16 protein-coding genes and 1 other RNA gene are annotated in these 14,240 nt (G+C 56.6%); 7 read left to right on the top strand and 10 right to left on the bottom strand.

The window, feature by feature from the left end; genetic code table 11:
* Positions 1-168: 168 nt before the first annotated feature.
* The 5 genes from J1C54_RS02675 (at position 169) to J1C54_RS02655 (ending at position 5,303) form a co-directional block, all read left to right on the top strand.
* Complete coding sequence (locus tag J1C54_RS02675; RefSeq protein WP_229144281.1) at positions 169-1,197, top strand: hypothetical protein; 1,029 nt, start codon at positions 169-171, stop codon at positions 1,195-1,197.
* A gap of 33 nt (positions 1,198-1,230) precedes the next feature.
* A complete protein-coding gene (locus tag J1C54_RS02670) occupies positions 1,231-2,244 on the top strand; it encodes a putative solute-binding protein (protein ID WP_229144280.1) in 1,014 nt (337 codons plus the stop codon).
* A gap of 247 nt (positions 2,245-2,491) precedes the next feature.
* The gene (locus J1C54_RS02665) at positions 2,492-4,792 is read left to right on the top strand and encodes a TRAP transporter large permease subunit (RefSeq protein ID WP_229144279.1); all 2,301 of its coding nucleotides are present in this window, start codon (positions 2,492-2,494) and stop codon (positions 4,790-4,792) included.
* Between the two features lie 15 nt (positions 4,793-4,807).
* Positions 4,808-4,957, top strand: coding sequence for a hypothetical protein (locus J1C54_RS02660; RefSeq protein ID WP_229144278.1), 150 nt, complete (start codon positions 4,808-4,810; stop codon positions 4,955-4,957).
* 4 nt (positions 4,958-4,961) lie between these two features.
* A complete protein-coding gene (locus J1C54_RS02655) occupies positions 4,962-5,303 on the top strand; it encodes a PilZ domain-containing protein (RefSeq protein WP_229144277.1) in 342 nt (113 codons plus the stop codon).
* Here the strand turns inward: J1C54_RS02655 and J1C54_RS02650 are convergent.
* From J1C54_RS02650 to rnd, 5 genes are read right to left on the bottom strand one after another with little or no spacing between them, the layout of a single operon-like run.
* Positions 5,296-5,745 (bottom strand): HIT family protein, encoded by a 450-nt coding sequence (locus J1C54_RS02650; RefSeq protein WP_229144276.1) that lies wholly within the window; start codon positions 5,743-5,745, stop codon positions 5,296-5,298. The two genes, J1C54_RS02655 and J1C54_RS02650, sit on opposite strands and share 8 nt — an antisense overlap.
* Positions 5,742-6,086 carry a hypothetical protein gene (locus J1C54_RS02645; RefSeq protein WP_229144275.1) on the bottom strand — a complete coding sequence of 115 codons (345 nt, stop codon included), beginning with the start codon at positions 6,084-6,086 and terminating at the stop codon, positions 5,742-5,744. The genes J1C54_RS02650 and J1C54_RS02645 overlap by 4 nt, the downstream gene beginning before the upstream one ends.
* 2 nt (positions 6,087-6,088) lie before the next feature.
* Positions 6,089-6,532 (bottom strand): YcgN family cysteine cluster protein, encoded by a 444-nt coding sequence (locus J1C54_RS02640; protein ID WP_229144274.1) that lies wholly within the window; start codon positions 6,530-6,532, stop codon positions 6,089-6,091.
* Complete coding sequence (locus J1C54_RS02635) at positions 6,525-6,818, bottom strand: YcgL domain-containing protein (RefSeq protein WP_229144273.1); 294 nt, start codon at positions 6,816-6,818, stop codon at positions 6,525-6,527. The genes J1C54_RS02640 and J1C54_RS02635 overlap by 8 nt, the downstream gene beginning before the upstream one ends.
* Entirely contained in the window at positions 6,815-7,891 is a 1,077-nt protein-coding gene (rnd, locus tag J1C54_RS02630) for a ribonuclease D (protein WP_229144272.1), read from the bottom strand. Before rnd ends, J1C54_RS02635 begins: the two co-directional genes overlap by 4 nt.
* Before the next feature lie 135 nt (positions 7,892-8,026).
* Between rnd and gpmA the strand changes: the two genes are divergently transcribed.
* Positions 8,027-8,776, top strand: a complete 750-nt coding sequence (gpmA, locus tag J1C54_RS02625) for a 2,3-diphosphoglycerate-dependent phosphoglycerate mutase (protein ID WP_229144271.1) — start codon at positions 8,027-8,029, stop codon at positions 8,774-8,776.
* A gap of 177 nt (positions 8,777-8,953) precedes the next feature.
* Positions 8,954-9,967, top strand: coding sequence for a putative solute-binding protein (locus J1C54_RS02620; protein WP_229144270.1), 1,014 nt, complete (start codon positions 8,954-8,956; stop codon positions 9,965-9,967).
* Positions 9,968-10,034: 67 nt separating this feature from the next.
* Here J1C54_RS02620 and J1C54_RS02615 read toward each other — a convergent pair whose 3' ends face one another.
* From J1C54_RS02615 to ffs, 5 genes are all read right to left on the bottom strand, one after another.
* Positions 10,035-11,180, bottom strand: a complete 1,146-nt coding sequence (locus J1C54_RS02615; protein ID WP_229144269.1) for an acyl-CoA dehydrogenase family protein — start codon at positions 11,178-11,180, stop codon at positions 10,035-10,037.
* A gap of 304 nt (positions 11,181-11,484) precedes the next feature.
* A complete protein-coding gene (gene recR, locus J1C54_RS02610; protein ID WP_229144268.1) occupies positions 11,485-12,075 on the bottom strand; it encodes a recombination mediator RecR in 591 nt (196 codons plus the stop codon).
* 14 nt (positions 12,076-12,089) lie between these two features.
* Positions 12,090-12,410 (bottom strand): YbaB/EbfC family nucleoid-associated protein, encoded by a 321-nt coding sequence (locus tag J1C54_RS02605; RefSeq protein ID WP_229144267.1) that lies wholly within the window; start codon positions 12,408-12,410, stop codon positions 12,090-12,092.
* 14 nt (positions 12,411-12,424) lie between these two features.
* Complete coding sequence (dnaX, locus tag J1C54_RS02600; RefSeq protein WP_229144266.1) at positions 12,425-14,074, bottom strand: DNA polymerase III subunit gamma/tau; 1,650 nt, start codon at positions 14,072-14,074, stop codon at positions 12,425-12,427.
* Positions 14,075-14,141: 67 nt separating this feature from the next.
* Positions 14,142-14,238, bottom strand: an RNA gene (gene ffs / locus J1C54_RS02595) — signal recognition particle sRNA small type.
* Positions 14,239-14,240 lie beyond the last annotated feature (2 nt).

The following is a 14,240-nucleotide window of genomic DNA, read 5'->3' as shown; positions in this document are numbered from 1 at the left end:
ACTGATACGTAACCGGCGTGCTATCGGACAACCGTCGCATATCGCTACCACCGTAACAGCCACGTTGCGTTTTGTAACCGCCGGCTTGTACCGACGCGGGCCATTGGGTAGTTTAGGCGACCTTAGTCTCGCCAGAACCACGAATAACAATAACCCGGAGAAGTCCCGATGACCCCGACCGCCTTTATGCCCTCCCCGATGGCAGCTACCCGCGCTGTGTTGCTGGGAGCCGCCCTGCTCGTTCTACAAGGCTGTGGAATCGTCTACAAATCCACGGGTGATGTCCTGATGGGCTTCGGCCGCTCAGAAATGCTGCCGCACATGATGGCAGACGATGACACCCGTATCGCCTGCGCTGCCGGCGAAGCCCAAACCCCGCTGCTTATGGCATTTGAGAGGGTTGGCTCTAATCCGGACAAGCTTGCCGTATTGATGTATGTGACCGCTGCCAGCTGCACTGACGAACTGTCACTGGAGCAGGAAATGCGTTACCTGCGTGCTGTTAAACAAGGCAACGTGGCGGAAGCACAGGATGCACGCATTCTGCAGAAACGTTACGCCGCTATATCTGCCAAGCGTCAGCTGGAATCATATAACCGCCTGATGTCCGCATTTAAGTACCCGAAAGATGGCGAGTGCCCGAAACTGAAGAAGGAGTTTGACCAGCTGGTATGGATGATCGGCATGGTAGGCGGCCTGCAGGCGCTGATGAACGACGGCATTGCCGATGGCTCCGTGGGTGTGCCGCGAGATATCGCTGCCAAGGTTGAGCGCGGCGTGTCCTGTTTGGACAATGACGAGTGGTGGGGCGCTCCGCGCGGCATCCGTGCATCTGTCTGGAGCATCCTGCCGATGCTGGCCCCCGCTAACGCTCAGCCATGGGAAGAGCTGCAAAAGGCCGCCGACGCTGGCTTCCGTAATGGTGTTCGTCTGGGCAGCGCCATGTATGCCATGGCCGCCTACAGCAAGGGTGACGATGAGCACCTGCGCAAAGCAATCCGTGACTTCGCCAAAAGCGACACGGTCAATGCGGAATACCGCATGATCGACACCATGGCTGCCACCATGATCAGCTCAATCTCTGATCGCCTTTGGACCGAAGCCACTGGCCGCCGCACTCCATTGGGAGGCTTGGGCACTTTCTGGGACGACGCAGCGAAAAGCCAGCCTTCCATCAATATTGACGACCTTCTTTGATTATTGTCGTCCTGTAATAGAGAGAACTGAACTATGCGTCACCGGAAATTTGTAGCCCTTGCTGCCGCCGCTGTACTCGGCTTGGCGTCACTGCCAGCCAGTGCCATGGAAAAGCGCACCCTGTGTATCTTCGATATCGTTGGCCAGTCCGGCGATACCTTTAACATGATGCGCGACTACCGCACTGCCGCGCTGGCCTGGGGTGTGGATTTCGACCTCAAGGTTCATACGGAAGAAAAGGTCGCCATGGAGGACCTGAAAGCGGGTCAGTGCGATGCCGCCGCCATCACAGGCATCCGGGCACGCTCTTTGAACGCCTATACCGGCAGTCTGGATTCGATCGCCACCCTGCCCACCTATCGGCATGTTCAGGAAGTGATCAAGATCCTTGCCAGTGGTCACCCGAAGATCAATGAGAAGCTGGTTAACGGCCCATTCGAGGTAGTCGGCATTGCCCCGATGGGAGCGGCTTACCTGTTCGTTAAGGACCGCACCATCAACAACGTCAACAAATTGGCAGGCAAGTCCATTTCGGTAATGGAATACGACACAGCCCAGGCAAAGATGGCTTCAAGGGTGGGCATGTCGCCGGTGCTGTCCGATATCACTAACTTTGCCGGTCGCTTCAACAACGGCAACGTGGATATCTGCTTTGCTCCCATGATGGCCTACTCGGCACTGGAACTGTACAAGGGCATGCAGCCCAATGGCGGTATTGTTGACTATGTATTGGGCCAGCTGACCCTGCAGGTTCTGACTCGTCACGAACTGTTCCCTGCGGGTTTTGGTCAGAAATCGCGGGAATACATTGCCGCCCAGTTCGATCAGGCCATGCGTATTGTTGAAAATGCCGAGAAGGAAGTGGATCAGAAATGGTGGATCCGCATCCCGGAGGCTGATCGCGTCCGTTACGACGAAATGATGCGCGAGTCCCGTATCGCCCTGCGCGATGAAGGCGTGTATGACGCCGACATGATGCGTCTGCTAATCGGTATTCGTTGCAAGCTCGACGCCTCGCGAGCCGAATGTGTAAACCGGCAGGAGTAAACACCTGCTGGCAATATACAGGCAATACGAAACGGGGCCCTTGGCCCCGTTTCTATTTGTACCTTCTGGTCAATGCCTGACTGCCTGTTTTTTAGCCATATTTGTCCTTTTCAGCCAGTTTTCGCGGTAGGCAAGCACAGCCGCGTGGCATAGAATCCGATTCACTGTGTCGCGTACATGCCGGACGTCCGGAAGTCGCGTCAATCCACCGCCGATATCCGGCCCCATAACAACAACCGGGAAGACCATGCATAAAAGCACTATTACCGTGGCCAACCGCTCTGCGGGTGAGTGGCTATCATCGCTCCCCACCATTGTCATCCTGCTGCTGACCATCTTTCTGGCGTCTGGCGAGATCATCCACTCCCAGCTACTAAAGATTGGTGAGACCTCATGGCAGGGTTATTTCGAACTGCGCAGTGCCGGCCTGGTCAGTGAGCCGACCTGTAATCGTGACCCGGATATCGAATCTGAAGTAGCGCGTGCTGTACGAGAGCAGACCGCTGCCATGGCTGATGACCCGCTGGCTGGTATTTTTGGCAGCGAAGTCGATGAAGGCGCCATCCGCCAGTCCCTGGAAAGCTCGCGTGAAATCTGCCGCGAGCGCTGGGAGTCTTATCAGCGGGTGCAGGAACGCGTTACCCCCGGGGTGATTGCATTCCGCAATCTGGAAACCGGCGTTGCCGCGGTTGTCACCGGTTTGGGCAACTACAAGCGCCTGCTGCTGTGCGTGCTGCTGCTGATCTGTGCGGCCACCACCACCCTGCAACGCCATCACATTTCTCTACGCCCGGTGCGTACCGCCAAGGATCACTACGTTGGCACTTCTGCACAACTACTAGCCAACCTGATGCTGCTGATGTCTGCCACCGTTTACCGTGGCCAGGAGCAGATAAGCATGGACCAGGGGGTGCAGGTTCATGACTTCTATCTGCACGTATTCTGGATCATGGGCTTCTCTCTGCTGTCAGTGATCAACCTGTATCAGTTGATCAAGCCGCCCAAGGATCTGGAGCAAGGTGGCGGCTGGGGCCATGCTTTCCTGACTATCCCGCTATACAGCTTTATGTGTTTGTCGGCTGGCGCTCAGTTCATGTCACAGGGGTATTACCACGGTATAAGCGTGTATCTGGGCATGATGATGGAACTCTCCACCATGTTCCTTAATCTGGCGCTATATATCTGGATCGGCATGATGCTGAAGCAGACGCGCATGGCTCAGCTGGCCTTCGATGTGCTGCGCCCCTGGAATATGTCGCCCGAGCTGATGTGTTTTGTTGTGCTGGCTCTGGCAGCCTTCCCCACCGCTTTCACTGGCGCTTCAGGTATCTTTATTATTGCCGCCGGTGCAGTGATCTATCAGGAACTGATTCGCGCCGGTGCCCGCAAGCAGCTGGCTCTGGCGGCCACCGCCATGTCCGGCTCCATGGGTGTGGTGCTGCGCCCCTGCCTGCTTGTAGTAATCATTGCGGCCCTGAACCGCAGCGTAACCACAAACGAGCTGTTCGATTCCGGCTTCAAGGTTTACGTGCTCAGCATTATCCTGTTCTTTATTGTTTCCCAGTTCTTCCGCACCCAGCCATCACGTATCGCGCCGTTCTCTGAAGCAGTACCGAAGAGCATCCGGGCGCTTGCTCCACTGGCTCCCTACGCGCTGATGATCATTGTAGTGGCTGTATTCTTCCGTGATGTTCTGGATCGCCGGACCGACGAATTCTCAGCCCCGATTATTCTGCCGCTGATGCTGATTGGCGTGTTGCTTTACGAAAAACTAAGCAAGCACGTTGTTCACATTGCCTCTTTGGCACTGCTGGCACTGATCGGCATCTCGTTTATGCGCATTTTCAACGGCACAGTTGAAGAGGCTGATGTAACCGGACTGGTAGTACGCAACCTGCTAATCCTCGGCATTCTGGCAAGCAACTACCTGTTCGACACCAAGCCACTAACCGAGAAGGTGGTTGGCGTCAATGACAGTGAAATTGGCAAGGGCATGGAAAGCTCACTGCGCCTGGCTACCAATGAAACCACCGGGCATATTGGCGCCCTGCTAATGCTGATGGCTCTGTCGGTGAGCACCGGCGGTATCATCGAGCGATCCGGTCTGATGGAAATGCTGCCGGAAACATTTGCCAACATCTGGATAGCGACCACTATTCTGGTTGTCACTATGGTAATCATCGGCATGATCATGGATCCCTACGGCGCCGTGATTCTGGTGAACGCAACCATCGCGCAGGTGGCATTTGCTAACGGCATTGATCCCCTGCACTTCTGGATGATTACTCTGGTGGCCTTTGAGCTTGGCTATCTCACCCCACCGGTGGCCCTGAACCACTTGCTGGCCAGGCAAGTGGTCGGTGATGATGAGGTTGAAAGCGCCAAAATCCCGCCGGGACAGGCCAGCTTCCTGCGCCGTCACGAGAAATACGCGCTACCGATCATTATCATGTTGTCTGCACTGCTAATTGTGTCTTATGCCCCACTCATGTCTGAAGACCTGCATGGTTGGATGTTCCAGAAGGCCACCTTCAGTGGTGGCCTGTAATTGACGGAGAGAAAGATGAGCGACACTTCAGGTAGAAAGCCGCAGCGCCCCACCGAGCCGCTGCCAACTCTGAAACCGTTCCTGAAGTTTGTCGCTTTTCTGGCGGTAGTGGTGCTTGTTATCGCCGCATCCGCCGCAGTCGTTGACCGAATGATCTACGGATAAGTCGATGAGTGATGAGCATAAAGACAAACGCCGCCACCCGCGTCTGATGCGCGAGGAGACACTAGCTGTGCGCCCTGTCAGTGACCCACTGGCAACATTGCAGCTCGAGGCACTGTACTGCTCAACCGTTGATATGTCCGCGTCTGGCCTGCAAGTTCGGCTTGACGAGCCATTGGACGAAGGCCAGCTGGTGGATATCTGGATCGCCCTGCTTGACGACCTCGGCACTTATCATCTCGATGGCCGGGTCAATTGGCTGCGTGATGGCAAAGAAGGACTGGTCGCGGGCATAGAAATCCTGCCAAGCAGCGAGAACCTGCGCGGCTGGGAAGACCTGTTTAACTGACCTCAAGCTGCTCGCGCAAAGCGGCAGCAAGACGGTTCAGCCGTTCTCGGCGAGAGCGCAGGTTAAATCGTTGCAAAAATCGGGTTGTCCAGCTCAGCACTGTCTTGGCATTGTCGCCGTGGCGGCGCGGAATGACGTGCAGATGAACGTGCGGGACATGCTGATTGGCAACCTTGCCGTCATTTACCAGAAGATTATGGGCGGCGACTGAGCTGTCCAGTTTTTTCTGAGCTGCCATCAAGTTTTCAGCTAGCATCAACAGATGCGCCGAAACACCCTCATCAAGCCCGCTGAGCTGCGCCGCATGCTGCCTGGCAATCACCAAAGCATGGCCATCACTAACCGGAAACAAATCAAGAATAATCATCGCCAACTCATCCTGATAGATGACACTGGCGGGCTCACTACCGTCAATGATGTTGCAAAATAAACAGTCACTCACTGCGGCTCTACCTGATCAGGTTGCTTTCGCTGAATCCGCGCCGCCAGCAGAACGGGCAGCAGGCTAACCGCTGCAGCTAACACCACCCACTTGCCAGCCCGCCAGAAAGAGCCGTCGTCCTGCACCAAACCATCGAACAACGCGACGATCCAGGCCGGCGCCAGCGATTCGTGCAATGGTGAAACTGGGGCCGGCACCAAAGCTACCAGCACAGGCAACATGGTGATTAACGTTCGCCATACCGGAGGAAGAAAACGGCTACCACGCCACAACACCCAGGCAGCGACCAGCAACGCCACCAGATACCAACTCCAAGCCACAATAAAACCCTGAGATGCCACGTTTACCTCACCCAGTTAATCAAGTGGTTTTCATAATCGTCGGGGTCGACCAGTACTTCTGAAATCAACTCTCCGCGCATGGAAATACCCAGTGCAACGACCGTATCCCTGTCGCCACTAATCAACGGATGCCAGGGCTCTAGCGGCCTGCCCTCATACAGTTGTCGATAGGCACAGGTTTCTGGCAGCCAACGCGAACGCTCCGCCAGAAACGCAGGCGTAACACGAAGGCAATCCGGCACCTTAACGCTGCGGTTTTCATAGTCGGTACAGCGACAGCGGTCACAATCCAGATAGCGGCAGGCCACGTCAGTATAGTGCAGCTCGCCAGTTTCTTCGTCTTCGAGCTTGATCACACAACAACGGCCACAGCCGTCGCACAGGGATTCCCATTCCTGAGCAGACATCTCCGCCAGAGGAATGCTCTCCCAGAAACGCTCACGCATCACGATTTTTCCGTGCCAACGGCAATGGCTCTTCATGGTCCTGCGGAGGCATTTGCAGAAAGAACCCCTGCTCACGAATCTGGGCGATAACTTTTGCCGCCTCAACGCGGGCCAATTTCTTTTCGGCACTGAGCAACAGGTCCATGCTGTGAACAGGGACTCCGAAGACTTTCAGCAGAGCTTCCGGCAGTTCACGCAAATCTTGATCACGGCGCACATACAGGTACATCCCCTCCCGTTTTGGGCTGCGAAAAATACTGCATAGCAAACGATGATCATCGATCACATCAAGTCTCCCAGACTGCTACCGATCAGGCTGGCACGCCAGCCCTCGAAGGGTTCGGGCAGACGCTCCGGATCCCGGGCCAGAGCTTCGATCCAGCGGCGTCGCGCTAACACTTCAGGGGCGAGCTGGTGAGCTTCCGCCAGCTTGTTGAAATAAGTCCGCAGCCGCTTGATCCGCTCACGAATGTGCGGCTCTGGCATGCCGGGCAAGGGCTCCGGCACCTCTCCCTGCTCTGCCTGCGCCAGCACCTCCAGTAAGGCGTCAGCAAAACGACGTAATGCCGACGGGTGCATGCCAGTCTCTGCCAGCTGGCCACGATGACTGGCACCGCGACTTGCCAGAGCAAGCATTTCCGCATCCTTGAGGATAAAGCTGCGCGGAATATCACGCTGCCGAGCGCTGGCATCGCGCCAGATGGCCAATTTACGCAAACGTCGACGCCCCTCGCCATCCAGCGAGGCCGCACCTTTCACCTGACGCCACAGATCTTCTTGATCGATACTGCGCTGGCAGTCGGCCACGAGGCGACCACATTCCTCTCGCCACCACTCCAGTCGCCCCTGAGCCTCAAGCCGATCATAAAGAATCTGATAGATACCGGGCAGGTACTCCACATCATGGGCAGCATATTCAAGCTGCTCGGCGCTAAGCGGACGCTGCAGCCAGTCAGTACGGGTGGCGGTTTTCGGCAGGCTAACACCCAATAGGGTTTCCACCAGCTTTTGGTAGCTGGTCTGCATATCATGACCACACAGGGCTGCACCGATCTGAGTATCAATTACCTCCGCTGGCTTGACGTTACAGCCAATACGCAGCGCCTCGAGGTCTTCCGAACATGCGTGCATAACCAGAGGCCGCAAAGCCAACAGGTCATGCATTGGCTGGGGACTGGTGGTGGTCGGGTCGATCAGGTGGCAACCGCGGCCGTCATTCACCTGCAGCAATGCCAGACGCGGCCAGAACGTGCGCTCACGCATAAATTCGGTGTCAATAAACAACCGCTCGCCAGCCTGCTGCTGGCTGGTGAGCTGCGTCAGCGCTGTGTCGTCTGCGATCCAGTGATACTTGCTCAAGGGGATACCCGCTTTACTCAGTCAGGGGCGCATTATACGCATATCCGATGACGCTGCGCCGACTCACAACCCCCTGACGGAGCCGGGATTCTCTGCTAACCTTGCGCCCCTGTCGACATCGCCCAAGGACACCCCATGACAATCAAACTGGTACTGGTCCGCCATGGCCAGAGCGCCTGGAACAAGGAAAACCGCTTTACCGGCTGGAAAGACGTTGATCTGACCGAGCAGGGTGTTGGTGAAGCACGCCGTGCCGGGGAGCTGCTTAAAGAGGCCGGGTTCGAGTTTGAGGTGGCCTACACCTCAGTATTGAAGCGCGCCATCCGCACCCTGTGGACCATCCTCGACGGCATGGATCAGATGTGGATTCCGGTAATTCGCAACTGGCGCCTGAACGAGCGCCACTACGGTGCCCTGCAGGGCCTGAACAAAGCCGAAACCGCAAAGGAGTTCGGTGAAGAGCAGGTGCTAATCTGGCGCCGTAGCTACGACATCCCGCCGCCGGCAATGGAAAAGAGCGACGAGCGTTATGCTGGCAACCAGCGTGTCTACCGGGACAATCTGAAAGAAGAAGAAATCCCGCTGACCGAAAGCCTGAAAGAAACTGTGGCCCGCTTTGTTCCTTACTATCAGAGCGAAATCGAGCCACAGATCAAAGCCGGCAAACAGGTTCTAATCGTTGCCCATGGCAATAGCCTTCGAGCTCTGGTCAAGCATCTGGATCAGATCTCTGAGCAAGACATCCTCAAACTCAATATCCCCACCGGCATTCCTCTCGTCTACGAGTTGGATGACAACCTCAAGCCATTACGCAGCTACTATCTGGGTGACGCAGAAGAAGCGGCAAAAGCCGCGGCGGCGGTTGCCAGCCAAGGTAAGGCCTGAACAACCAGGTACTTTGTAATGCGCTAAATGCGGGGCCTTTGCGGGCCCCGTTCCGTTTCAGGGAACTGGTCACTGACCCGGGTGGTCACAGAAACAGCCGCCAAGGTCAATTATGCCCTCGCCTCCCAAGGGCTCTGACGGTATTCTCTGCGCCAGAATAACAACAGGAACCCGACCATGAAAAAATCCGCTATTGCACTTATCTCCGCCATCCTGCCTCTGGCTCTGCTGACTTCCAGTCCGGCTAGCGCCGAGCCGATCAAACGCAAAATCTGCGTTTTCGATATTATCGGTAATGTTGGTCCGGTAATGGGAGCCATGCGCGACTGGAGTACAGCAGCCATCTCGTGGGGCCTGGAAGCTGAACTGGTGCCGTTTACCAACGAAGCAATCGCCGCCGAAGATCTCAAGGCGGGCAAGTGCGATGCGGCCTTGATTACCGGTATACGCGGCCGTGATTTCAACCAGTATTCCGGCACTCTGGACTCCATCGGCGGTATTCCGACCATGGACCATATGCGCATTCTACTGCAGGTAATGGCCCACCCGTCCTCAGCAGACAAAGTCACTACCAGCACTTATGGGCTAATGGGCATTGCCCCAGCTGGAGCTGCCTATCTTTTTGTAAACGATCGCGAGATCAATACCCTTGCCAGGGCTGCCGGCAAGAAGGTCGCCGTTCTGGAATATGACAAGACTCAATCAATTCTGGTGTCACAGATCGGCGCAACCCCGGTAGCTTCTGACGTCAGCAACTTTTCCGGCAAGTTTAACAACGGTGTGGTGGATGTGGTTGCTGCGCCGCTGGTGGCCTATACCCCACTGGAACTTTACAAGGGCATGACACCCAATGGCGGGATTATCAATTACCCGCTGGCACAGATCACCATGCAGCTTATTGCCCGCACGGATCGCTTCCCTGCGGAAATGATGCAGACGTCGCGTGAGTATTTCTTTAAGAATCTGGATGCCGTACTGGAAGGCCTGGCGAAGGAAGAAAAAAGTGTGGACCCGAAATGGTGGGTAGAAATTCCAGATGCGGACAAAGCGGGCTACGAAATTATGATGCAGGAAGCCCGTATCCAGATGCGCGATCTGGGGTACTACAGTAGTGAAATGCTGAGCTTACAACGTCGCATCCGCTGCAAATTGGAAAGCAGCCATGCCGAGTGCGTCAATCCGGTAGAGTAAGGCTGAGTTTCAGGAATGACTTGAGCCGCGAATGGTCTGAACGATCATTCGCGGCTCCGGCCTCCACTTATAGCCCCATCTGTTTGGCGATCACCTCGTTCATGATTTCGTAAGTGCCTCCGCCGATGGCTAAAATGCGATTATCCCGATATAGCCTCTCCACCACGGTGCCACGCATAAAACCACTGCCACCAAAGATTTGCACTGCATCGTAAGTCACACGATCAGACACTGTGGTGGCGAAGTTCTTTGCCATCGACACCTCCTTGATACAGTTCTGTCCCGCTGCCATTTTCGCCGCAACCCGATAGGTAAATTCGCGACTGGCTTCTAGTTGCGTGGCCATCTCCGCCAATTTGTGGCGAGTAACCTGAAACTGTGCCAATCTGCGACCAAACGCCTCACGCTCCTTAACGTAGCGGAGACATTCCTCCAGTGCGATCTGTGAGGTCATGTTGGCCATCACACAGAGCATCAATCTCTCAGCCTGAAAGTTGGTCATGATGCAGAAAAAGCCGCCGTTCTCCGGACCAATCAGGTTGGTCGCAGGCACTCGGCAATCTTCAAAGAAAAGCTCTGCGGTATCGCTGGCCCACCAGCCTGTCTTTTTCAGAGTGCGGCCCACGGTGAATCCTGGCATGCCCTTTTCAATCAGCAACAGACTGACCCCGCCAAAACCAGGCTCGCCAGTGCGCACCGCAACAGTATAGTAATCCGCGCGCACGCCGCTGGTGATGAAGGTTTTGCTGCCGTTAACGATGTAGTGGTCGCCATCCTTTACCGCGCGAGTGCGAAGGTTAGCCACATCGGAGCCGCCGCCCGGTTCCGTAATCGCCAGACAAGCAATCTTGTCGCCGCTGAGCACCTGCGGTACCACCCGAGCTTTCAGCTCTTCGCTGCCCCATTTGACCACTGGCGGCAAGCCGATATCGACGGAGCCAAGACTGGCTACAAGACCGCCGGAAGTGGAGCGCATCAGCTCTTCTGAGGCAACGATCTTCATGAAAACATCTTCGCCGCTGCCGCCATACTGTTCCGGATAACCGATGCCGGAAATACCCGCCTCTGCAGCTTTCTTGTACAGCTCACGGGGAAAGCTTCCGGCCTCTTCCCAGTCATCGATATGGGGCAGAATATCGCGCTCGACAAAGCGGCGAACGCTGTCGCGGAGCATCTGGTGGGTATCATTAAAGTAATCAAGCGTGGTGCTCATGGAGGTCTCCGTATACAGATTCTGCGACGGTACCAAGCGCTTGCTTGGTAAACAACCCCTGATGTGATTGTGGTCAGAGCTGTTGTGGGAGCAGGTTCAGTTGCGAGACCTTTTAACTGCCCTCACCTTCACCACCGTGCCCGGGCGCAACCGCCGCCATAATCCTCCGGGGTGCCCGCTACGCTGAGTCACCCTCCGGATTATGGTGGCGTTCACGCCTAAGGGTGATACCGAGCCAATTCTGGTCAGGGGTGAAGCGGAGAGGCTCACTACCTGACTAGAGGTTTTGCGATTGAAGCCGCTACTACAACTTACGTCGTGACTTCATCGCCTGAGCGAGAGTGGCGCCGTCGACGTATTCGAGGTCCCCTCCCATAGGCACGCCTTGGGCAATACGGCTGACACTGATCGAGGTGCCACGCACCATTTCCTGAATATAGTGAGAAGTGGCCTCACCCTCGACGGTGGTGCCAGTGGCCAGGATCAGCTCGCTAACCTCAGAAAGCTGCCGCTCCAGCAGGTTCAGACCGATCTCTTCCGGGCCAATTCCGTCAATCGGCGACAAGTGCCCGATCAAAACAAAGTAACGGCCACGATATTCGCCCGACTGCTCAATCGCCAAAACATCCGCCGGCGACTCCACAATACATACCTGAGCCTGATCACGACGCGGATCAGAGCACACAGGACATAAATCGTCCTCAGCAAAGTTTCTGCAGCGGGCGCAATGCTTCACACCCTGCATGGCCGCTTCCAGCGCCAGCGCAAGACGGCTTCCACCCTCGCGATTGCGCTCCAGCAACCAGTAAGTCATACGCTGGGCGGAGCGCGGCCCAACACCGGGCAGCACGGTAAAACCTTCAATCAGTCGCTGAACCAGCGGGCTGTGCTTCATCCATCAAACCCCGGTCAGAACAGCTTGAAGCCGGGAGGCAGAGGCATGCCGGCGGTCATGCCGGCCATCTTTTCCTGCTGCTGACGCTCGACCTTGCGCACTGCATCGTTCACTGCGGCAGCCAGCAAGTCCTCCAGCATTTCCTTGTCTTCGCTCATTAGCGATGGATCGATTTCTACCCGTCGCACATCATGACGGCCATTCATAGTGACTTTTACCAAACCTGCGCCGGCCTCACCGCTTACTTCCGCCTTGGCAATGTCATCCTGCATTTGCTTCATTTTTTCCTGCATGGCCTGAGCCTGCTGCAGAAGGTTGTTCATATCGAAATCCATGGAATATCTCCAGATCAAATAGCTGTCGGCTCGTCCGGCTGGATCGAATCCATATCAAGTTGTCCGCCAAACTCACGGACCAGAGCCACCACCACCGGGTCCTGACTGATCAACTGCCGGGTTTTAACCAGCTTTGCCTGCCGCGCTGCAGCAATTTGCTGAGCAGGTGTCTGACTGACACTACCCTGCCAGTCGGCCTGCAGCCTTACCCGGTTGCCCAGGGTTTGGCTAATTACCGCTGACAATTGTTCAAGCCGCTCAGCGGTGGCCAACGTCTGATGCCCCGGCTCCAGCACCAAAGTCCAGTTAAGGCCATCACGCTCCCCCAGAGCAGCGTGCTCGGCGAGGCTGCGCAGCATGCCCTCAATTGGCAAACCAGCCACCAGTTTGGCCCACCAGACGGCACCGTCAGTTTCGCCCTGCCGCGTTGCCGGTGCAGGCACCGCTGCCAGTTCGGGCTTTGCCGCCTGTTGCGGCGAGGACTGCTGCTGTGGCTGCGCTTGCAGGGCTGGTTGAGCCGGTACCGCCCGCAGTTCAGAGCGACCCGACTCAACCGGCTTTTTTGTCCCGCCGCCGCCTCCTGCGGGCACAACACCATCAGGGCGGAATAGCACCATGCGTAACAGCACCATCTCCAGGCCGGCACGAGGATTGGGTGCATCGGCAAGATCCCGGCGACCGCGCAAGGCGATGTCATAACCAAGCTGAACCTGCTCGGCAGTAAAACGAGATGCCAGAGCTGTAATGCGTTCGTCAGCCTGCCGCCCGGGCACTGCCTGAGACACGGCCAGTGCATGCAGCCCGCTGATAAGTTCATCCAGCAAGGCAAGCTCGTCGGGGGCCTGCTCTGCCACCTGATCGAGTGCCGCTAGCACCTGCTCCGCACCACCTTCAGCAAGTGACTCCAGCAGCGCCAGCACATGAGCACGGTCAACGCTGCCAAGCATGGAGCGCACCGCAGCCTCGGTAAGGGGGTTACCACTAAAGGCAATCGCCTGATCTGTCAGGCTCAGGGCATCACGCATGGAACCGCGGGCGGCCTGACCGATCAGCGCCAATGCTGGCGCTTCGAAACCTATCATTTCGCGTTGCAACAAATCCTGCAGATGGGCGGCAATGCGATCCGCCGCCAGCGCCTTGAGGTTGAACTGCAGACAGCGGGACAGGATGGTCACCGGCAGTTTTTGCGGATCCGTAGTGGCAAGCAGAAACTTCACATGCGGCGGTGGCTCTTCCAGAGTTTTCAGCAACGCATTGAAGGAATGCGCGGACAGCATGTGCACCTCATCGATCAGGTACACCTTGTAACGGCCCCGGGTAGGCGCGTACTGGACGTTATCCAGTAGCTCACGGGTATCCTCCACTTTGGTGCGGCTGGCCGCATCAACTTCAATCAAGTCGACAAACCGGCCCTCGTTGATCTCCACACAGGTGTCACAGACACCACAGGGCTGGGAGCTGACGCCTTGCTCACAGTTCAGACAACGGGACAGAATCCGCGCAATGGTGGTTTTGCCAACACCGCGGGTGCCGGTAAACAGATAGGCATGGTGAAGACGGTCATGGTCGAGCGCATTAACCAGCGCCCGAGAGACATGCTCCTGCCCAACTAACTCATGGAATGTGCGTGGCCGATACTTACGCGCCAGAACCTGATAACTCATCGCCGCCCCAAAGCCAGCATGAAAGGCCGTATCGTACCAGAATTCCGCACAGCAGAAATGGAGACAGCCCTGCCAGCCACACCCCGGCACACGACGTCACTGCTACCGTTGCTTCCTTCCGGACCTGGCGGAGTTCACAGCTGGTCATTGCGGGGGGACCGACAGG

It is taken from the genome of Alcanivorax sp. 1008 (assembly GCF_020667895.1).
Lineage (GTDB): Bacteria > Pseudomonadota > Gammaproteobacteria > Pseudomonadales > Alcanivoracaceae > PGZG01.
The sequence above is the reverse complement of the archived record's forward strand: the minus strand, read 5'-3'. Positions and strand labels throughout refer to the sequence as shown.